The sequence below is a fragment of the Pseudomonas sp. TUM25319 genome (assembly GCF_056388475.1).
Genome location: NZ_CM150751.1, coordinates 4,264,757 through 4,285,160 on the forward strand (window position 1 = coordinate 4,264,757; position 20,404 = coordinate 4,285,160).

The following is a 20,404-nucleotide window of genomic DNA, read 5'->3' on the forward strand; positions in this document are numbered from 1 at the left end:
ATGGGCAGCGCCAGCCCGGACCTTGGCGAATTGCGTGAAGAACTGCGCCTGCACCCGGGGCCGCGAGACGCCCGCGGCGCTCCCGGCTGGACCCTCGAAGATCCGGCCAGCGGGCAGTTCTTCCGTCTCGGCTGGGCCGAGCTGGAGATGCTCAAACGCTGGGGTCTGGGCTGCGCGCAGCGCATTGCCGAACAGATCAGCGCCGGCACCACCCTTGAGCTCGACGCCGAGGATGTGCAGCGCTTTCGCCGTTTCCTGCGCAACAACCATCTGCTGCAAAGCCAGGGCGACGAGGACCGCCAGCGCTTGCTGGAAACCCTGGACCGGCGCAAGACCGGCTGGGCCCGCTGGCTGCTGAAGAACTACCTGTTCGTGCGCGTGCCGCTGCTGCGCCCGGATGCTTTCCTGCAACGGACCCTGCCCTGGGTCGCGCCGTTCTTCAGCCGCACCTTTCTGCTCCTGACCCTGGGCGCCGGCCTGCTCGGCCTGGCCCTGGTGCTGCGCCAGTGGGACACCTTCAGCCACACCTTCCTGCACTTCTTCACCCTGCAGGGCGCGGCGCTGGCCGGACTGACCCTGATCCTCGCCAAGGTCCTCCATGAACTGGGCCATGCCTACACCTGCAAGCGCCACGGCGCACGGGTAGCGACCATGGGCGTAGCCCTGCTGGTGATGTGGCCGGTGCTCTACACCGACACCTCCGGCGCCTGGCGCCTGGCCCGGCGGCGTCAGCGACTGGCCATCGGCGCCGCCGGCATGGCCGCGGAGCTGGCCCTGGCCTGCTGGGCCACACTGCTGTGGAGCTTCCTCCAGGACGGCATGCTGCGCAGCGCCGTGTTCACCCTCGCCAGCACCACCTGGATCCTTACCCTGGCGGTGAACCTCAGCCCGTTCATGCGCTTCGATGGCTACTTCCTGCTGTCCGACCTGCTGGGCGTGCCCAACCTTCAGCAACGGGCCTTCGCCCTGACCCGCTGGCGCTTGCGCGAGTGGCTGTTCGGCTTCGGCGACGCGTCACCGGAGCACTTCCCGTCGGGTCTGCGCCGGCTGCTGATCGGCTACTCCATCGGCACCTGGATCTACCGTTTCTTCCTGTTCCTGGGCATCGCCCTGCTGGTCTATCACTTCGCCTTCAAGCTGCTCGGCCTGCTGCTGTTCGCCGTGGAGATCGGCTATTTCATCCTCTTGCCGCTGGTCAACGAAGCTCGCCAGTGGTATGCCCGCCGCAAGGACTACCGCATGAACCGCAACAGCCTGATCAGCCTGTCCGCCTGCCTGCTGGCCCTGCTGCTCGTGTGCCTGCCGTGGCGCAGCAGCATCGAAGCGCCGGCGCTGCTCAAGGCGGCCCGGCACAACGGCTTGTACACACCGGTGGCCGGGAGGCTGACGCAGGTGCTGGTACAGTCCGGCGACCAGGTCGAGGCCGGTCAGCCGCTGTTCGTGCTGGACGCGCCGGACTTGCGTCATGAGCTGGACAGCGTCGAGCGCCGCATCCTCATCCTGCAATGGCAGAACAGCTTCCAGTTGCTCGACCGCGAAAGCGCCACCGGCGTGGGTGTGGTGCGCCAGGAACTGGCCGCCGCACAGCAGCGCCAGCAGGTGCTGCGCCAGCAGTGGCAGGCGTTGACCGTGCGCGCGGCCTTTGCCGGCCAGGTGCGGGAAGTGGCCGAGCCGCTGCAGGTGGGTGAATGGCTGCCGGCAGGCGAGTGGCTGGGCACCCTGGTGGACGCCGGGGGCCAGCAGGTCGAAGCCTTCATCGAAGAGCATGACCTGCAACACCTGCCGCCCGACAGCCAGGGCTGGTTCTACCCAGAGGCCATCAGCCGCGCCGCGCAGCCCGTGCAATTGCAGCACCTGGCCCAGACGGCCAGCCGCCGCCTCGGCTCAGCCCCGGAGCTGGCGTCACCCTACCAGGGCAGCATCGCCGCCAGCCTGGACGGTAACGAGCCGCCCAAACCTGAGCAGGCGCTGTACCGGGCCAGCCTGACCGTCACCGGTAAAGCACCCGATAACGCCACGGTCCTGCGCGGCACCGTGGTGCTTGCCGGAGAGCGAAGGAGTCTGCTGTGGCAGGGCGTGAACACCTTGATGGCGGTGGTCATTCGCGAGTCGGCGTTCTGAGGCGTTGCCACAGTCAGTTCTGCGTTAAGCTCTCGGGCCTGCCCATCTCAAAGGACTGACTATGCCCCCTGCCACCTACCCTGGCGGTTGCCTGTGCGGCTGGATTCGCTTCGAAGCCTGCGCGCCTGCTGAAAACCCCCACAGCTGTTCATGCCGCAGTTGCCAGCGGCACAGTGGTGCCCTGACCAGCCTGTGGGTGGAGTTTCCTCGCGAGCGGGTCTACTGGACCGGAGAAGGCGGCCGGCCAGCGGTGTACCGTTCTTCGGAATGTTCCAGCCGCGCCTTCTGTCCGCGTTGCGGCAGTTCCATCGGCGCCGTCGATGACGAACCAGTGGTGGCCCTGCTGGTGGGCGCATTCGACGATCCCGCGGCGCCCGAACTCAAGCCCGAGCACCACGCCTTCGAGGATGGCAAGCCTGCCTGGTGGCGGCCCTGAGGCTCAGGAGCCCGGTCGTGCACTCATCATCCGCACCAGCGGCGCATATTCGGCCCGGCTCACCGGGGCGATGCCGCTGGCGTCCTGGGAGGCCAGGAACGCCGCAAGGCCGGCCTGGTTCTCCAGCATGGCGGCACGAATCCGCGCCTTGTACGCCGGGCAGAGGCTGCCGCTGAACACATAAGGATCGTAGTAGATGCGCTCCGAGCGCCATAGTACGTTGAAGGTGTCACGGCTGATCCGGCCACTGTTGAGGTAGGCATCGGCCCGCACGCTGGCGACGAACGCCGCGTCTACCCGCCCCTCGAGCAGGGCATCCAGCGACTTGTCGTGGGAACCGCTGTACGCCACCGAACCGAAGAACTGCGCCAGCGGCATGCCCACCAGAGCGGAAAACTCGGCATTGGGAATCACGCTGCCGGAGGTGCTGGCCGGATCGCTCAGCGCCCCGCGCTTGCCGCGCAGCGACTCGACATCCGCCGCCACCTCGCGGCGCGCCAGCAACAGTGCCTGGTAATGATGCCCGGCCGGGGTGAAGTAGCCGTTGTTGATGGTCAGGCTGGCGAACGGCTCGATGCGCGGGTCGCGCTGCTGGGCCAGCACGTAGGACGCCGGCCCCAGCCAGGCGATGTCCACCCCGCCGGACACCACCGCATCCACCACGCTCTCGTAGGACGAGGCCGGCACGATCGACACCGGCACGCCCAGCGCCGAACTCAGCCGCTGCAGCAACGGCTGATAGTCCCTGATCAGCACCTCCATGCTCTTCTTCGGGATCACCGCGATGCGCAGGCCGGACTGCCGGCACTCGGCCTGTGCGACGCTGCCCAGCGATAACGCCAGCAACAGGCAAAACAGGTAATTCAGTGCTCGCATGCAGTCACCAAGGCATCGACAAAGGGAGGGTATTGGTAGAGCTGGGCCAGCGTCAGCGGCCGGCTGAAGTGATAGCCCTGGGCAAAGTCGCAGCCGGCCAGACGCAGGTACACCACCTGCTCGCGGGTTTCCACGCCCTCGGCCACCACCTCCAGGCCCAGGCGCTTGGCGAGGATGATGGTGGACAGCACGATGGGGCTGTCGTCGTGGCTGTTGGACAGCTGGGCGATCAGGGCGCGGTCGATCTTCAGGCGGTTGATCGGCAGCGCCTGCAGATGGGAAAAGCCGGAGTAGCCCTGGCCGAAATCGTCGAGGCTGATGCTCAGTCCGGCATCGCGCAGCGCCTGCAGGTGCTTGATGGCCTGGCCTTCGTCGTCCAGCACCGTGGTCTCGGTGATTTCCAGCTCCAGCCGGTGCGGCTCCACACCGTGGCGGTGCAGTTCGCCCAGCAGTTGCGCGCTGAAGTCCGGCTGGCGCAACTGCAGGGGCGAGACATTCACCGCCAGCCCCGCCTGGATCCCCTGGGCCTGCCAGCGCACCAGTTCTTCGCAGGCCAGGCGCAGCACTTCCCAGCCCAGGGCAACGATGAAACCGCTGCGCTCGGCCAGGGAGATGAAGCGGTCCGGGTACAGCAGGCCGAATTCCGGATGCTGCCAGCGCACCAGCGCTTCGTAGCCTTCGACCCGCATCGAGTCGAACCGCACCTGGGGCTGGAAATGCAGGACGAACTGGTGCTCCTTCAGGGCCGGCCCCAGCGCCTGCTCCAAGGCGAACTCGGCGACATTGACCACGTTCAGCGACGGATCGAAGAAGCGGTACTGGCCACGCCCGGCCTGCTTGGCCGAATACATCGCGGCATCGGCATGGCGGATCAGCTCGTCCACCGACTGGCCATCCCGCGGGCAGATGCTCACGCCGATGCTCGGGCTGCTGTTGAGTTCGTGCCGGTCCAGCTTGTAGGGGGCCGACAGCTTGTTCAGCAGCATCCGCACCCAGGCGTCGATCTGCTCCTCGCTGCGGCTGCCCGCCAACAGCACCACGAATTCGTCGCCACCGAAGCGCGCCGCTTCGTCTCCCGGTTCCAGGGCCCGACTGATCCGCCCCGCCACCGCCTGCAACAGCAGGTCGCCGACCTTGTGACCGAGGGAGTCGTTGATCGATTTGAAGCGGTCCATGTCGATGAACAGGATCGCCAGCAGGCGCCGCTTGCTGCGCTGCTCGGCCAGGGCGCGGGCGGCGGTCTCCATGAACTGCCGGCGATTGTGCAGGCCGCTGAGGTGGTCGGTGGCGGCGGCGTGGCTGCTGCGCCGGTGCTCTTCTTCCAGGCGCTGGATCAGTTGCTGGTTGATCTGCTGCGCCTGCTCCAGGGCACCGAAGGCTTCCTCGCGCTTGCCCAGCACCCGCCAACTCCACAGCACACCCGCGAGAATCAGCAGGGTCATGCTCAGGTTGAGCCACAGCTGGCGCTCGTAGAGCAGGTGCGACGGCGCAAGGATTTCCTCTTCGCGCTGGCTCACGACGATGCTGAAACCCCGTGGCAGCACCTTGCGAAACAGGCTCTGGAAATGGCCGTCGGCACTGAACTGACTGATGCGTCCGGACGACTCGACGTTGGCCGGCAGGTCGGGACGCAGCGGCTCCCCGGCCACCACTACACCGCTGTTGCCGATGCGCAGGCGCTCGTGGCCGGCGCTGTCGAGCAGGCGCACCAGGCCACTGCTGCCCAGGTCGATGTGCTGGAACAGCACCGCCAGGTAGCCGATGTCCAGTTGCACCAGCAGGATGCTTTCCGGCTCGCCCCGCGACGGGTCGGTCAAGGGCAGCAGGAACGGCAGGCGCCAGTTGATCTGCGCCGCCTCGCGGGAGTCGGCATCCAGTGGCGGGAGGAACGCCTTGAAGCCGTAACGGCCAGTGTGTGTGCGCAGTGCTTGCAACCACTGCTCGGGCAACTGCCGCGGCTCGTCGGCGTGGCTGGCGGACAGCAGGCGGCCGTCGGCGCGGTACAGGCTCATGCGCTTGAGCACCGGGTCTTCGGCGAGCATCCGCACCAGGCTCCAGCGCCCCTGACCGCTGCCGCGCAGGTCGGCCTGGGCAGCCCGGCCGATGGTCTGGGCACGGTCCACCAACTGCCCGAGGTTCTCCGCCGCCATGGTCGCGAGGTTCAGGTGCTCCGAGGCCTTGGCCGCCAGCGCCTCCTGCCCGGACGTGGTTCTCTGCTGGAAGTACAGGATCCAGAGAAACAGCAGAATTGCCACGGACGAGGACAACAGCAGGAACTGCAGAAAGCTCAGAGAAGAAAAAGACCGGCGGATCACCACGATTCATTCCTGCCGTTAAGTGATGGCACATTACTACCAGTTTGTGACAGCCGGGTTACTGGTATACCACTGCGCCTCGACCATCCGGTTGATACCGCCCCGCTCCGCTCCACGGCACCATCACGGCTCCAACAACAACTGCGAGCCATCTCCAATGACCACCCAAACCGACTGGATCACCGTAGGCGCCCTGGCCGAGGGCTTCGCCCCCGAAGCGTTCATCCTGCCGCAACTGGCCGAACTGGCCGGCCAGCGCATGACCCTGAATTTCGCCAACGGCTGGTCCATCGAGCACCGCTTCGACGCCGAGCAACTGCACTGGCACGCCGCCGACGGCCACTCCAGCGGCAGCGCGCCGTACCGCGCCACCTCCGTACGTCCGGGCATCGTGCTGGTGGATTTCCTCAAGACCGAACACGGCCAGACCTGGTCGATCACCCTGGTGCTGGACACCCTGAGCCAGTCGTTCACCGCCGTCATCGGCAACATGCCGAGCGCCGAGGAAACCCGCGAAGGCATGTACCAGCGTGCCCTGGGCGGCAAGAACCTGACCGCCGTCGAAGCGCAGTTCCTCCACGGCACCCTTGATCGCCCGTGGCAGGACGGCGCCTGCCCGCACGCACCGACCCAGGAACTGGTGGGCATCCGCAACCGCTACCGCTACAGCCCGACCGAAGAGTACGAGCACATCTACCTCAACGAGCACTACTACACCTGGCAGTGCCTGAAAGGCGTCGAGAAAGGCCTGTGCGACACCGACCGCTGCCACTACTACAAGATCACCGACGAGCTGTACCTGTTCGTCTGGCGCGAAAAGATCATCCCGACCCTGGGTCTGGTGATGATCGACCTGCGCGAGCACCGCAGCGACGGCAAGATCTTCGGCTACGCCGAGGGCAGCTTCGACGCCTTCAGCAACTTCCCGGTGGCGTCCTACTGCAACCTGATCAACACCACGGACCACGGCAATGACTAAGACCGTGCTGATCACCGGTGCCGGCACCGGCATCGGCGAGGCCTGCGTACAGCGCATGGCAGCACTGGGGCACCGCCTGGTACTGGTGGGCCGGCGCCGCGAGGCGCTGGAACGGGTGGCGGCCGGGCACGATGCCATGGTGCTGGCCGGCGATGCCGCCGACAGCGCGGTGTGGGCCGGCTTCATCGAACAGGTCCGCACCCGCTTCGGCGGCCTCGATGCGCTGATCTGCTGCGCCGGCGGTCACGGCCTGGGCAACGCCCTGGAGACCAGCGACGACGCCTGGGACGCGGCCATGCGCGGCAACCTGCACAGCGCCTTTCACAGCGCCCGGGCCTGCCTGCCGCTGCTGATCGAACGGCGCGGCAGCATCGTCCTGCTGGGCTCCATCGCCTCGCTGGCGGCGGGGCCCGAGGTGTGCGGCTACACCACGGCCAAACATGCGCTGGTCGGTCTGAATCGCTCGCTGGCCCGGGACTTCGGGCCGCAAGGGGTGCGGGTCAACTGCGTGTGTCCGGGCTGGGTGCGCACACCGATGGCCGATGAGGAAATGCAACCGCTGATGACCCATTACGGCGAAGACCTCGACGCCGCCTATCGGCGGGTCACGGCCGACGTGCCGCTGCGGCGTGCCGCCAGTGCCGATGAGATAGCCGCGCTGTGCCAGTTCCTGGTCAGCGACGAGGCGTCGATCATCACCGGGGCGGTGATCACTGCGGATGGCGGCTCCACCGTGGTCGACGTGCCCACCCTCGCCTACACCCGACTGGAGGATCAGCCATGAATGCCCACTTCGATTATCACGGCCAGCAGGTGCTGGTCACCGGCGGCGCCCAGGGCATCGGCCGGGCCATCGTCGAGGGCTTCGCCCGTGGCGGTGCCGAAGTGCTGATTGCCGACCTCGACCTGGCCGGCGCCCAAGCGCTGGCCGGCAGCCTGCGCGGCGAGGGTCATCAGGTGCAGGCGGCGGGCATCGACCTGGCCGACCGTGAAGCGATCTTCAGCCTGCTGGAGGGGCTGGAACGTCTGGATGTGCTGGTGCACAACGCCGCGTACTTTCCCCTGACGCCCTTCGAACAGATCGGTGAGACGGTGCTGCGGCGTACGCTGAACGTGAACCTGTCGGCATTGTTCTGGCTGACCCAGGCGGCGCTGCCGCTGTTCCGCCGCCAGGGGCGCGGCAATGTGCTGGTGACGTCATCGGTGACCGGCCCACGCGTGGCCTATCCGGGGCTCAGCCACTACGCCGCGTCCAAGGCCGGGGTCAACGGTTTCATCCGCAACGCCGCGCTGGAACTGGCGCCGCTGGGGGTGCGGGTCAATGGCGTCGAGCCGGGGATGATCCGCACGCCCGCCATGGACAACCTTGGTGATGCCGAGGTCAACGCCAGGATTGCCGCTGGCGTGCCGCTGGGCCGTCTTGGCGAACCCGCCGACATCGCCGCCGCCATGCTGTTCCTGGCGTCGGACAATGCCGGCTATGTGACGGGGCAGACGCTGATTGTCGATGGCGGTGCCACCTTGCCCGAGGCGTAACCGCCTGGTCATTACCTGGGGCTGCGCTGCAGCCCCAATCTGACTGACACACTGAAAGAGCGCGTGCTCAACCCTCCCAGACCTGCCCCCCGGTCGACTGATTCACCCGCTTCGCCTCGCGAAACAGCGCATCCCGATCTTCCGGCGAATTCAGCCGGCCCAGGTCCGTCACCGTGGTCATGCAGCAGACGATCTCGCCCTGGGCATCGAACACCGGTGCCGCCTGCCCCGTCACGTTCGACAGCAAATGGCTGGTCAGTTCCGCCCAGCGACTCTTTCGCACCTCGTCCAGCAACGCCTTGTCCGGCGGGGTACCGCGAAAATGCGCCGGCTGCTGCTTGCGCGCGGCATCGATGGTGGCCTTGGGCAGGAACGCCTGGAACACCAGGCCGCAGGCGGTGTTGTCCAGCGGCAGGATGTCGCCGAGGGCCAACGAGTTCACCGAGAAGAACGCGCTGCGGTACCAGCGCACCAGGGTCGGACCGCGCTCGGTCCAGATCGCCACGCCGCCACTGGCCGCCTGCTGATGGGCCAGGGCCTTCATGTGCTGGGCGGCGATTTCCACCGCATCCACCCGCTTCAGCGCCGCGATGCCAATGCTCAGCGCCGCCGGGCCGAGGTCGTAGAGACCGGTGGCCGGGTCCTGCCGGGCCAATCCTTCCTTGACCAGGCTCTGCAGGTAACGGTGAGTGGTGGAGCCACCGGTGTTGGTACGCCGGGCCACTTCCCCCAGGGCCAACTCGCGTTCGGCGCTGGCCAGCACATTGAGAAAGCGCGTGGCGATGGCCACCGACTGGATGGTGCCGGAGCGCTTCTCGCCCGGGGTTTCCGGCGCGTCGTCCTGAACGTCGTGGTCTGTCTTCAAATCGGCTCTCCTCTCCGCTGTCTCGCGGCTGTTCCTCAACAGGCTGGGGCAACGCCGCAAGGCGGCCAGCGGCGGGTCGCATCATACCGGCTTTACCACTACCGGGCACAAGGCTCTGGCACGGGTCGCGACAAGGCCTGTTCCAAACCAGCGCAAACCACATTGTGGAATCAATTCTTTATTGAGGAATATGATGGCACCGTGATAGGCTCGCCACAAATCTTAATCATTCTCATTTGGAGCGCATCTTGAAGGCCTACTCACCCCTCACCCTTGCCCGCGGTTTCAGCGTCCTGACCTTCTCGACGCTGCTGGGCGCCACCCACGCGGCCGCCCAGGAAGGCAGCGGCCGCGTGGACTTCGAGCCGATCGTCATCACCGGCGAGAAAGTCGAACGGGACCTGAAGAACACCGCCTCGTCGGTGACGGTGAAGAGCGGGCGCGAGATCGACAGGGAAAAGACCGGCAGTTCCACGGTCACCGAAGTGCTCAATGACGTGCCCAACGTGATCTACACCGACAGCGTCGGCGCTCCGGTGATCCGTGGCATGGACAGCCAGGGCCCGAACAACGGCCAGAACGTGTTCTGGGGCGGCACTGTGCCCCGGGCCACCATCAACCTCGACGGCCACTACCTGAACTACAACGAGATGTACTTCGGCGCGACCTCGGTCTGGGACCTGGACAGCATCGAAGTATTCCGCGGCCCGCAGACCACGTCCCAGGGCGCCAACGCCATCGCCGGCGCGATCATCGTCAACACCAGGGACCCAAGCTTCACCCCTGAAGCCGCCTACCAGGCCGAGGTCGGCAACTACGATTCGCGCCGCACCTCGCTGGCGGTTTCCGGCCCACTGCTCGGCAATGACCTGGCCGGGCGCCTGGCGCTCGACCACTCGGCCCGCGACACCTTTATCGACTACACCAGCCCGGCGTTCCAGAAGGGCAAGGCGGACAAGAACTTCAGCTCGACCAACGCCCGTGCCAAGCTGCTCTGGCTGCCCAGCGCCCTGCCCGGCTTCGAAGCCAAGTACACCTTCTCCCATACCGACTCCAACCGGCCGAGCCAGGAAGCCGCATCGGCGCCGTTCCACAGGAACGAGCACGTCACCACCACCATGCCGAGCTGGGAGCAGTCCACCAATACCAGCGTGCTGGACCTCAGCTACGACTTCGACAACGGCCTGAAGCTGATCAACCAGGCGCAGTACTCGCTGTCCCATGTGCAGCGCTACACCGGCATCGCCGGCTCAGGCGACGCCGACCTCCAGCAGAAGAACCTGTCCAACGAAACCCGCCTGGTGTTCGGCGATCAGGACAGTACCGTCAGCGGCGCCACCGGCGTCTACGTGGCGCGCACCAAGTCGGATGAAACGCTGCTGCTGAGCGGCCTTTCCACCTTCGACGACACCAAGGAAAACCTCGGCGTGTTCGGCGACCTGAGCATTCGCCTGACCGACCGCTGGACCCTGGGCACCGGCCTGCGCTACCAGCAAGACCGCATCGACCGCGAAGGTCGCTCGGTGCTGGCGCCCACCGCGCTGGACTACAACAAGACCTTCTCGGCACTGCTGCCCAAAGTCTCCCTGGCCTACGCCGTGACCCCGGACTGGACCGTCGGCGGCCTGGTCAGCCGCGGCTACAACCCCGGCGGCGTGGCGCTGAACCTGAGTACCCGCAACTGGATGGCGTTCAAGGAAGAGTCGGTGTGGAACTATGAGCTGTTCAGCCGCGCCAGCCTGCTGGACGACCGCCTGCAACTGAGCGGCAACCTGTTCTACATGGACCACAAGGACGCCCAGTACAACATCCCGGTGGTGATCTCCACGGGCGTGTCGCAGTCCTACACCATCAACGCCGAGAAGGCCCACGCCTACGGCCTGGAACTGAGCGCCGACTACCGCGTGCTGGACAACCTGAGCCTCAAGGCCAGCGCCGGCACCCTGCGCACCCGCATCGACAAGATCTCGTCCAACAACAGCTATGAAGCCAACGAATTTGCCCGCTCGCCCGGCTACACCCTGAGCTTCGGCCCGAGCTGGGACATCACCGAGCGCTGGAACCTGTCGGCCCAGGTGCGGCGTATCGACGGCTACTACTCCGACACCGCCAACACCAAGAGCTACGCCACCGACGCCTACACCCTCACCGACGCACGGATGAGCTACCGCTTCAGCAAGGCCGTGGAGCTGTATGGCTACGTCAAGAACCTGTTCGACGACCGCACCGCGATCTACCTGCAGCAGAACCGCGGCATCGGCGGCACCGAGGCCAGCATGACCACACCACGGATGTTCGGCCTGGGCGTCAAAGGCTCGTTCTGAAAAAGCGGCAAGCTACAAGCTGCAAGCCACAAGAAAAAGCGGGGCCGCGTACACCTGCTTTTTCTTGCAGCTTGCAGCTTGAAACTTGCAGCTGCCCCCCAAACCCTCAGGAATCGCCAATGCCCCAACGCAAACTCCACATCGGCCTGTCCCTGGCCCCCACCTGGCTGAGCAACGACGGCTGGCGCCGGGACGAAAGCAATATCGAAGGCATCTTCAGCGCCGACTTCGCCATCGACCTGGCCCGTCGCGCCGAAGCGGCACACCTGGACTTCGTCTTTCGCCCCGACGTCAGTTGCCTGACCACGGAGGTGATGGAAACCGCCTCCGGTTTCGCCAGCCTCGATCCCACCGTGCTGCTGGCCGCCGTGGCCCAGGCGACACGGCATATCGGTCTGGTGTCCACGGTGTCCACTACCTTCTACCCGCCCTACGTGGTGGCCCGGCAACTGCAGTCGCTGCACTGGGTGAGCAATGGCCGGGTGGGCTGGAACATCGTCACTGCCCTGCAGGGCCACGAGAACTTTGGCCTTTCGCAGATGCCCGGCGCCGAAGAGCGCTACCAGCGCGCCGCTGAGTTCACCGAACTGGTGCAGGCGCTGTGGGCCAGCTTCCCCCACGAGGCGCTGAAGATCGACCGCGCCGCCGGACGCTACGCCGACACCGCACTGATCCGCCCGGTCGACCACCAGGGCGAGCATTTCAGGGTCAAGGGCCCGCTCAACGTGCCGGCCTTCCCCGGTGCGCGGATTCCCTTCATCCAGGCCGGCGCGTCGGAGTCAGGCCGAGACTTCGCGGCCTCGGTGGCCGACCTGGTGTTCGCCCCTACCCCGGACAAGGAGGCCGCCCTGGAACTGCGCCGCGACCTGTCCCGCCGCGCCGAACGCCACGGTCGCTCGCCGGCCGACATCCGCCTGCTGCCGGGCCTGAGCCTGTATCTGGCGGCGACCCGCGAAGATGCCCATGAGCTGTTCCTGCGCACCCATGCGCGTATCGACCGCCGGCGCAAGTTCGCCTCGATCAAGGAGATGACCGGCCTGGACCTGAGCGACTGGCCGCTGGACCGCCCCGTCAGCCGCGACGACCTGCCGCCCCCACTGGCAGAAACCAGCAGCCGCACCCACACCAGCCTGCTGCGCCGGCTGATCGAACGGGAGTCGCTGACGGTGGACCAGTTGCTGCTGCGCCCGGAAGTCATCTCGGCGGCGCACTGGCAGGTGATCGGTACGGTGGAAGATGCGGTCGAGCAGATCGTCGACTGGGCGGAGGCTGGCGCCATGGACGGGTTCATTGCCGCGCCGGGGGGCTCGGTGCAGTCGGTGCACCTGTTCCTCGAACAGGTGGTGCCGCGGCTGGTAGAACTGGGGTTGTTCCGCGAGCGGTACTCGGGCGCGACCTTCATCCATCACCTGAGCGAGTGACGGCCTTCGCCGTGCCAAACGCAAACCGCCCCGGGCCGGGAAGGCCTGGGGCGGTCAAGGTGCAGCCTGTGCGCGGATGAGCGGTCTTACTCGGTGGTCAACACACCACGACGCACCTGGTCACGCTCGATCGACTCGAACAGCGCCTTGAAGTTACCCTCGCCGAAGCCATCGTCGCCCTTGCGCTGGATGAATTCGAAGAACACCGGGCCCATCAGGGTTTCCGAGAAGATCTGCAGCAGCAGGCGCTTGTCGTCCGGGTTGGACGAACCGTCCAGCAGGATGCCACGCGATTGCAGCTCGCCGGTCGGCTCGCCGTGGTTCGGCAGGCGGCCTTCGAGCATCTCGTAGTAGGTTTCCGGCGGCGCGGTCATGAAGCGCATGCCCATCTGCTTGAGGGCGTCCCAGCTCTTGAGCAGGTCGTCGGTCAGGAACGCCACGTGCTGGATGCCCTCGCCGTTGAACTGCATCAGGAACTCTTCGATCTGCCCCGCGCCCTTGGACGACTCCTCGTTCAGCGGGATGCGGATCATGCCGTCCGGCGCGGTCATGGCCTTGGAGGTCAGGCCGGTGTATTCGCCCTTGATGTCGAAGTAGCGGATCTCGCGGAAGTTGAACAGCTTCTCGTAGAAGCCGGCCCAGTAGGCCATGCGCCCGCGATAGACGTTGTGGGTCAGGTGGTCGATGATTTTCAGGCCGGCGCCGGCCGGGTTGCGGTCCACGCCTTCGATCCAGTTGAAGTCGATGTCGTAGATCGAGCTGCCTTCCTCGAAACGGTCGATCAGGTACAGCGGCGCACCGCCGATGCCCTTGATCGCTGGCAGGCGCAGTTCCATCGGGCCGGTTTCGATTTCCACCGGCTGCGCGCCGAGTTCAAGGGCGCGGGCGTAGGCTTCATGGGCATTGCGCACACGGAAGGCCATGCCGCACACCGACGGGCCGTGCTCGGCGGCGAAGTAGGAGGCGACGCTTTTCGGTTCGTTGTTCAGGATCAGGTTGATGCCGCCCTGACGGTACAGGTGCACGTCCTTGGAGCGGTGGGTGGCGACCTTGGTGAAACCCATGATCTGGAAGATCGGTTCCAGGGTGCCGGGGGTCGGCGAGGCGAATTCGATGAATTCGAAGCCCATCAGGCCCATCGGGTTCTCGAAGATATCTGCCATGTTCGTATTCCTCATCATCAAAACGGTTCAATAACGGCGGTTGCCTGCGTTACGTGCGATCGATGCGGAAGAATCAGGTGGCGCGCAAGAGATGCCCCTCACGCTGCGGGCGAGGTAGTCACCGTAAATCAGTTTGAAGCCATGACACTTCATAAGGGACCCATTCCCGGCGGCTTGGCCCTCCGTGACGGAGGACTTTATTATTGTATGCGTAACGCGATTCTACAGGGCGTAAATGCGTTTGTCGCCTGTCGCGTGCACAACGCCATGTTGCGCCTTCAGCCTTGATGATAGGCGCCCTCTTCCCGACGCCCGTTTGCCCGCTATGCTGAGCGGACAGCGCCTTATGGATGGACCCGGCATGCCCCTGCAAAGATCCCGAAAGCGCGGTCGCACCCTGCGCCGCCTGTTGCCCTGGCTGGTGGGCGCGATACCGGTGGCGTGCGGTCTGGCGATCATGCACTGGCAGGCCCAGCGCGAGCTGCAGGCCCGGGCGCTGAACAGTGCGCACCAGGCGATCAGCCATCTGGAACGGGTGCTGGACAATGTCGCCGGCGCCGCTCGCGACCTGCTGCCGCTGGCCGGCCAGCCCTGCGCCGAGGTGACCCTGGCACTGCGCGAGCAAGTGACCCGCCGCTCCTTCGTACGCTCGACCAACCTGACCTACAGGGACGAACTCTACTGCAGTTCGTTGTTCGGCGACTTCCAGGAGCCGGTCAACCCTGCCGACTACACCGACGGCCGCCTGTGGCTGATGAACGGCAACTCGGTGTCACCCGAGCACCCCCTGCTGGTGTATCGCCTCACCGAGGGCGACAAAGGTGCCATCAGTACCCTGGATGGCGACCACCTGACCAGTACCCTGGGCCTGATCGCTCCCGACATCGACTTGCGCCTGCAGGTGGGCGGGCACTGGATCGACCAGCGCGGCAAGGTCAACGACACGCCGGTGCCTGGCTTCGCCCTGGCTGCTGCACAGGTCGCTTCGCAACGCTACCCCTTCACCCTGTACAGCGGCTTCGGCCCCGGCCAGGCCTGGCAATTGATGCGCAGCGAGTACCCGGCGCTGTTCGGCCTGCTGCTGTTCCTCGGCGCCAGTGCCGGCGCGGCCTGCTACTGGCAACTGCGTCACGCGTCGTCGCAGAAGGCCGAGCTGCAGCGCGCGCTGGAGGCCGACGAATTCGTCCCCTACTTCCAGCCCGTGGTACGCCGCGGCGACTACCGCTGGGCCGGGGCCGAGGTGCTGATGCGCTGGCATCACCCCCGCGAAGGGCTGGTGCGTCCCGACCTGTTCATTCCCTATGCCGAGCACAGCGGGCAGATCGTGCCCATGACCCGCCGCCTGATGGAACAGGTGGGTGAACAACTGGCGCCCTACGCCGACGCCTTCGACGAGGGCTTTCACCTGTCCATCAATATCACCGCCGCCCACTGCCAGGACCTGTCCCTGTGCGATGACTGCCAGGCCCTGCTGGCACGGTTTCCGCCAGGACGGCTGAAGCTGACCCTTGAGCTCACCGAACGCACCCCGGTGATCCCCAGCGACATCACCGACACCCTGTTCCAGCGCCTGCGCGACATGGGCGTGCTGCTGGCCATCGACGACTTCGGCACCGGCCAGTCGAGCCTGAGCTACCTGCGCCAGTTCAAAGTGGACTACCTGAAGATCGACCAGAGCTTCGTCGGCATGATCGGCGTCGATGCGCTGTCGCTGCACATTCTCGACAGCATCATCGAGCTGTCCGGCAAGCTCGGCCTGGGGATCGTCGCCGAGGGCGTGGAAACCGCTGCGCAGCGGGATTACCTGGCGCGTTTCGGCGTCGACTACCAGCAGGGCTACCTGTTCGGCCGGCCCATGCCCCTGAGCGACTTCATCGCAGCCCTGGGCGAACAACCCGAGGCATCGACGGTTGCCGAACCCCTGGCCCCCTGAGATCATGCGCGGTCAATCCTTCCCCCCGCTTTACGTTGTATCGAGGCCCCCTTGTCCAGAGGCATTGCTTTATCGGTGATGGCATCCTGCCTGTTCGCCGTGATGTATTACTACACCTCCCTCCTCGCCCCGCTCGACGGCGAGGAAATCTTCGGCTGGCGCATGCTCCTGACCCTGCCGTGCGTCACCCTGTTCATGCTGGTCACCCGCGACTGGCCGCTGGTCACCGGCCTGCTGGCCCGGCTGCGCAAGACCCCTGCCCTGTTCCTCGGCCTGTGCGGCACTTCGGCATTGATGGGCGTGCAGTTGTGGCTGTTCCTCTGGGCGCCGTTGCATGGCCGCAGCCTGGAAGTGTCGCTGGGCTATTTCCTGCTGCCGCTGACCATGGTCCTGACCGGCCGCCTGGTCTACGGCGAGCGCCTGTCGCGTCTGCAGAAGGTCGCGGTGTGCTTTGCCGTCGCCGGGGTTGGCCACGAATTGGTGCAGCACGGCAGCTTCGCCTGGGAAACCCTGCTGGTGGCGGGCGGCTACCCGATCTATTTCGTCCTGCGCAAGCGCCTGCGCACCGACCACCTGGGCGGTCTGTGGGCAGACATGTGCCTGCTGATGCCGGCGGCGCTGTATTTCGTGATCAAGGGGCCGCTGAATGCGGCAGACATGGCGAGCCACCCGCAACTGTACGGGCTGATTCCGCTGCTGGGAGCGATCAGCGCCCTGGCGCTGATCAGTTACGTGCTGGCAAGCCGGATGCTGGCGTTCAGCCTGTTCGGTCTGCTCAGTTATGTGGAGCCGGTGCTGCTGGTGATGGTGGCCCTGCTCCTGGGCGAAAGCATCGCCCAGGACCAGTGGCTGACTTACCTGCCGATCTGGCTGGCAGTGGTAGTGCTGGTGCTCGAAGGCATCAGGCACCTGCTGCGTCAGCGTCGCCAGCCGGTGTAAGACGAACCTGGCGCACCCGCCGTTCCTCCACCTCGACCACCGTCATGCGCCAGTCGTTCCAGGCCAGCTGATCGCCCACCACCGGCAGGCGGTCCAGCAGGCTCATCACCAGCCCGGCGAGGGTCTGGTAGTCATCGGTGGGCCTGGCGGCAAAACCGATCTGCGCCTGGATCTGGCGCAGGTTCACCGCACCGCTGACCAGGTAGCCGTCCTGGTCGGCGACGATCCCCGGCCCCTCCACTTCGCTGGCGTCGGGCAGCTCGCCGGCGATCGACTCGAGGATGTCGGTCATGGTCAGGATACCGGTGAAATCACCGAACTCGTTGACCACGAAGGCGATGTGCGTCGATTCGGCGCGCATCTGCTCCAGGGCGTTGAGGATGCTGAAGCTCTCCAGCAGGTTCAGCGGCGCGCGCATCAGCGGTTCCAGATCCGGCTGCTGGCCGGCCAGCATCTCCTTGAGCAGTTCCTTCTTGTGCACATAGCCCAGCGGCTCCTCGATACGGCCATCGCGGATCAGCGGCAGGCGCGAGTACGACGAGTTGATCAGCGCCTCGCGGATCGCCTCCGGCGACTGCGCCAGATCGATGGCATCGACTTCGGCACGCACCGTCATCACCGTCCTGATCGGCCGCTCGGCCAGGTTCAGCACGCCACTGATCATCACCCGCTCGCGGCGGTCGAACAGCACCTGCTCCTCGCCATCGGCCACCAGGTCGGCGATCTCGTCACCGACTTCGTCAGCCTCGACCCGGCGCCCGCCCAGCAGACGCAGGACAGCGTGGGCCGTCCGCTCACGCAGCGGCTTGTGCTGCTGCAGGCTGCGCTTGCGACGGAAACGGGCCAGCTGGTTGAACGCCTCGATCAGCAGCGAGAAGCCGATGGCCGCGTACAGGTAGCCCTTCGGAATGTGGAAGCCCAGGCCTTCGGCGGTGAGGCTGAAACCGATCATCATCAGGAAGCCCAGGCACAGCATGATCACCGTCGGGTGGGCGTTGACGAAGCGGGTCAGCGGCTTGCTGGCGACGATCATGATGCCGATGGAGAAGATCACCGCGATCATCATGATCGACAGCTCTTCCACCATACCCACGGCGGTAATCACCGCGTCCAGGGAGAACACCGCGTCGAGCACCACGATCTGCATCACGATGGGCCAGAACGCCGAGTGACGGACCGCACCGTTGGCCTGCACCACATGGCCTTCGAGACGCTCGTGCAGTTCCATGGTGGCCTTGAACAGCAGGAACACGCCACCGAACAGCATGATCAGGTCACGCCCGGAGAACGACTTGCCGAACACCTCGAACAGCGGCGCGGTGAGGGTCACCATCCACGAGATCGAGGCCAGCAGGCCCAGGCGCATGATCAGCGCCAGCGACAGACCGATCACCCGCGCGCGGTCGCGCTGATGGGGCGGCAGTTTGTCGGCGAGGATGGCGATGAAAACCAGGTTGTCGATGCCCAGAACCAGTTCCAGGACAATCAGCGTGGCCAGTCCCAGCCACGCGGTGGGATCGGCTAGCCATTCCATGGTTGGGCACTCATGCAGGAAACGTCGCAGGGACGGGAGAGGAAGGAAGGCCGCAAAGGCCTGCTACTGGGGGGTTCCGAGAAAGCGGTCATATCAACCTGAGATCAAAAAAGGGACGTTGATCCTACAGTTGTAGCGGCGTTTTACCACACAGGGAAAGTATTTCAATCTGTGGCAAAGCGGCTGACCCAGAACCCTGCAGGAGCTGGCTTGTCGGGGCGCCGAACCGCAGCGATGAGCATGAGTATCTACACATCTGTGTTGAAGGGTGGCGAACGCGAAGCGCTTGCCGGGAGACTGAGCGAGGGCTGCCATGCACTTGTCGATGGATCTTCAGTGCTGTTGAGATCGAGCGCCGCGCGGGCGGCGCTCGATCTCAAGAAAGCCGGAGCCCCAAAGGCATGCGCCCGGCAGCCCCACCACAGTTTCCACGCCAGGCCCTGAGCCGCCGCAAGGGGCTGCAGAGCAGCCCCACACGCCATCAACGATTCCAGTTCGCCTCGCCGTTCTGCAGCGCCGTGGCGATGGTCTGCAGGTTGTTGTCCGGCAGCGTGTCCGGCAGCAGGTCGGTACCCGAGCTGACGTACAGCTGGGCATAGGCATTGCGCAGTTCAGCGTAGGACAGATCGCGCTTGAGCTGGGTCTGCAGGTTGTTCAGTTCGCCCTGGATCAGCTCCAGCTCACCGATGTTCTGCGTCTGGTAGCGGTTGCGCAGTTGTTCGGCGATCTGACCGTCGAGGGTTGCCAGCTCTTCGCTGGTACGGAACTGACGGGTCGCTTCCTGGAAGTTGGCGTTGGCCACGTACAGCTGGGCCAGCACGGCCATCGACATGGCCTGACGGCGAGCGGCAGCCACGTCCTCGCCCGCTTCGGCGACCTTGATCGCCGCAGGCGCAGACAGCACGTTGAACAGGTTCCAGGTGATTTTCACACCGTAGTCGGCCCAGCTCTGGTTGGTCAGGAACGAGTTGCTGTCGTAGTGACCGCCTGCGGAGAACTCCAGGCCCGGCAGCATGCGCAGCATGGCCTTGCGGGTTTCTGCGGCGCTGATGCGTGCCTGGTAGTCCTGCTCGCGCAATTCCGGGCGGCTGGCCAGGGCCTGCTGCTCCAGCTTCTGCAGGTCGCCCTTGAACTCCGGCACCACGTAGCCTTGTTCCGGCGCCAGGGTGAAGTTGCTGTTCAACGGCAGGTTGATCAGCGCGGCCAGTTCGGTCTTGGCCAGCGACAGCGCGCGGCGCTGTTCTTCCAGCTGGCGGGTGGCCTCGATCAGGGCGCGCTGATAGCTCAGCGACTGCACCGGATCACCGACGCGCTGGGCCGCCATGTGCTGGCTGTTTTCACGGGCCTGGTGGATGCGGCTCATCAGGCCGTCGATCTGGGTCAGCAGGCGCTGGGCCGCCACGGCGCGCCAGTAGGCCGAGCGCACGTCCTGGGTGATGGTGTGGATGACCTTGCGGCGACGCTCTTCGAGGATCAGGCGCTGGTCGGCTTGCTGCTTGGCGCTGACGTAGCTGACACCGAAGTCCAGGACGTTCCAGACCATGGTCAGGTCCGCGACTTCGCGATCGCGGTCCTGGGAGGTCGAAGGCACGAGCGACTGTTCACCGGTATCCACGTTCTGGCTGCTGGAACCGTTGACGTTGTTGCGACCGGCGTAACCGGCGGCCAGGGCCATGCGCGGCAGCATGTCGAAGCGGGCCAGGTCGACCTGGCGCTTGGACAGAGCCTCTTCCATGACCTTGAGGCGCGCCTCGAGGTTGTACTTCACCGCACGGGCCATGGCCTGGTGCAGGGTCAGCGGGCCGTTGATCGGCTCCTGGTCCTTGAACATGGTCGCCAGGTCGGTGCGTGCACGTTCCTCGCTGGCACTGCGATCGATGGGTTGGCTGGTGACGGCACAACCGCTGATAGCCAGCGCCAGCAAGCTGGCACCGAACAATTTCTGGCTTTTCTTCATCCTTG

Annotated in this window: 15 protein-coding genes; 9 read left to right on the plus strand and 6 right to left on the minus strand. The window is 65.7% G+C overall.

Annotated elements, in window-relative coordinates:
* Both AC05QJ_RS19580 and AC05QJ_RS19585 read left to right on the plus strand, forming a co-directional pair.
* Window positions 1-2,121 carry a hypothetical protein gene (locus AC05QJ_RS19580; protein ID WP_476742939.1) on the plus strand — a complete coding sequence of 707 codons (2,121 nt, stop codon included), beginning with the start codon at window positions 1-3 and terminating at the stop codon, window positions 2,119-2,121.
* Window positions 2,122-2,182: 61 nt separating this feature from the next.
* Window positions 2,183-2,557 carry a GFA family protein gene (locus tag AC05QJ_RS19585; protein ID WP_476742940.1) on the plus strand — a complete coding sequence of 125 codons (375 nt, stop codon included), beginning with the start codon at window positions 2,183-2,185 and terminating at the stop codon, window positions 2,555-2,557.
* 3 nt (window positions 2,558-2,560) lie between these two features.
* Here AC05QJ_RS19585 and AC05QJ_RS19590 read toward each other — a convergent pair whose 3' ends face one another.
* Window positions 2,561-3,433, minus strand: a complete 873-nt coding sequence (locus AC05QJ_RS19590) for a phosphate/phosphite/phosphonate ABC transporter substrate-binding protein (RefSeq protein ID WP_476742941.1) — start codon at window positions 3,431-3,433, stop codon at window positions 2,561-2,563.
* On the minus strand, window positions 3,421-5,748 hold the full coding sequence (locus AC05QJ_RS19595) for a putative bifunctional diguanylate cyclase/phosphodiesterase (protein ID WP_476742942.1): 2,328 nt from the start codon (window positions 5,746-5,748) through the stop codon (window positions 3,421-3,423). Before AC05QJ_RS19595 ends, AC05QJ_RS19590 begins: the two co-directional genes overlap by 13 nt.
* A gap of 157 nt (window positions 5,749-5,905) precedes the next feature.
* On the opposite strand from AC05QJ_RS19595, the gene AC05QJ_RS19600 reads away from it, so the two are divergent.
* The 3 genes from AC05QJ_RS19600 to AC05QJ_RS19610 are packed head-to-tail and all read left to right on the plus strand — an operon-like array spanning window position 5,906 to window position 8,263.
* Window positions 5,906-6,727 carry a molybdenum cofactor biosynthesis F family protein gene (locus AC05QJ_RS19600; RefSeq protein ID WP_476742943.1) on the plus strand — a complete coding sequence of 274 codons (822 nt, stop codon included), beginning with the start codon at window positions 5,906-5,908 and terminating at the stop codon, window positions 6,725-6,727.
* Window positions 6,720-7,511 carry an SDR family NAD(P)-dependent oxidoreductase gene (locus tag AC05QJ_RS19605; RefSeq protein ID WP_476742944.1) on the plus strand — a complete coding sequence of 264 codons (792 nt, stop codon included), beginning with the start codon at window positions 6,720-6,722 and terminating at the stop codon, window positions 7,509-7,511. Before AC05QJ_RS19600 ends, AC05QJ_RS19605 begins: the two co-directional genes overlap by 8 nt.
* Entirely contained in the window at window positions 7,508-8,263 is a 756-nt protein-coding gene (locus tag AC05QJ_RS19610) for an SDR family oxidoreductase (RefSeq protein ID WP_476742945.1), read from the plus strand. The genes AC05QJ_RS19605 and AC05QJ_RS19610 overlap by 4 nt, the downstream gene beginning before the upstream one ends.
* 67 nt (window positions 8,264-8,330) lie before the next feature.
* Here AC05QJ_RS19610 and AC05QJ_RS19615 read toward each other — a convergent pair whose 3' ends face one another.
* Entirely contained in the window at window positions 8,331-9,128 is a 798-nt protein-coding gene (locus AC05QJ_RS19615; protein WP_476742946.1) for an IclR family transcriptional regulator, read from the minus strand.
* 248 nt (window positions 9,129-9,376) lie between these two features.
* Here AC05QJ_RS19615 and AC05QJ_RS19620 point away from each other — a divergent pair, with 248 nt between their 5' ends.
* Window positions 9,377-11,452 (plus strand): TonB-dependent receptor, encoded by a 2,076-nt coding sequence (locus tag AC05QJ_RS19620; RefSeq protein WP_476742947.1) that lies wholly within the window; start codon window positions 9,377-9,379, stop codon window positions 11,450-11,452.
* Window positions 11,453-11,571: 119 nt separating this feature from the next.
* A complete protein-coding gene (locus AC05QJ_RS19625; protein WP_476742948.1) occupies window positions 11,572-12,873 on the plus strand; it encodes an NtaA/DmoA family FMN-dependent monooxygenase in 1,302 nt (433 codons plus the stop codon).
* Between the two features lie 86 nt (window positions 12,874-12,959).
* On the opposite strand, the gene hppD is transcribed toward AC05QJ_RS19625, so the two are convergent.
* A complete protein-coding gene (gene hppD, locus AC05QJ_RS19630) occupies window positions 12,960-14,036 on the minus strand; it encodes a 4-hydroxyphenylpyruvate dioxygenase (RefSeq protein ID WP_476742949.1) in 1,077 nt (358 codons plus the stop codon).
* Between the two features lie 361 nt (window positions 14,037-14,397).
* Between hppD and AC05QJ_RS19635 the strand changes: the two genes are divergently transcribed.
* Both AC05QJ_RS19635 and rarD read left to right on the plus strand, forming a co-directional pair.
* The gene (locus AC05QJ_RS19635) at window positions 14,398-15,969 is read left to right on the plus strand and encodes an EAL domain-containing protein (protein WP_476742950.1); all 1,572 of its coding nucleotides are present in this window, start codon (window positions 14,398-14,400) and stop codon (window positions 15,967-15,969) included.
* A gap of 51 nt (window positions 15,970-16,020) precedes the next feature.
* The gene (rarD, locus tag AC05QJ_RS19640; protein ID WP_476742951.1) at window positions 16,021-16,908 is read left to right on the plus strand and encodes an EamA family transporter RarD; all 888 of its coding nucleotides are present in this window, start codon (window positions 16,021-16,023) and stop codon (window positions 16,906-16,908) included.
* On the opposite strand, the gene AC05QJ_RS19645 is transcribed toward rarD, so the two are convergent.
* Together AC05QJ_RS19645 and AC05QJ_RS19650 are read right to left on the minus strand one after the other, a co-directional pair.
* Complete coding sequence (locus AC05QJ_RS19645; protein WP_476742952.1) at window positions 16,871-18,442, minus strand: TerC family protein; 1,572 nt, start codon at window positions 18,440-18,442, stop codon at window positions 16,871-16,873. The genes rarD and AC05QJ_RS19645 overlap by 38 nt on opposite strands.
* A 481-nt stretch (window positions 18,443-18,923) precedes the next feature.
* On the minus strand, window positions 18,924-20,399 hold the full coding sequence (locus AC05QJ_RS19650) for a TolC family protein (protein ID WP_476747971.1): 1,476 nt from the start codon (window positions 20,397-20,399) through the stop codon (window positions 18,924-18,926).
* Window positions 20,400-20,404: the final 5 nt, after the last annotated feature.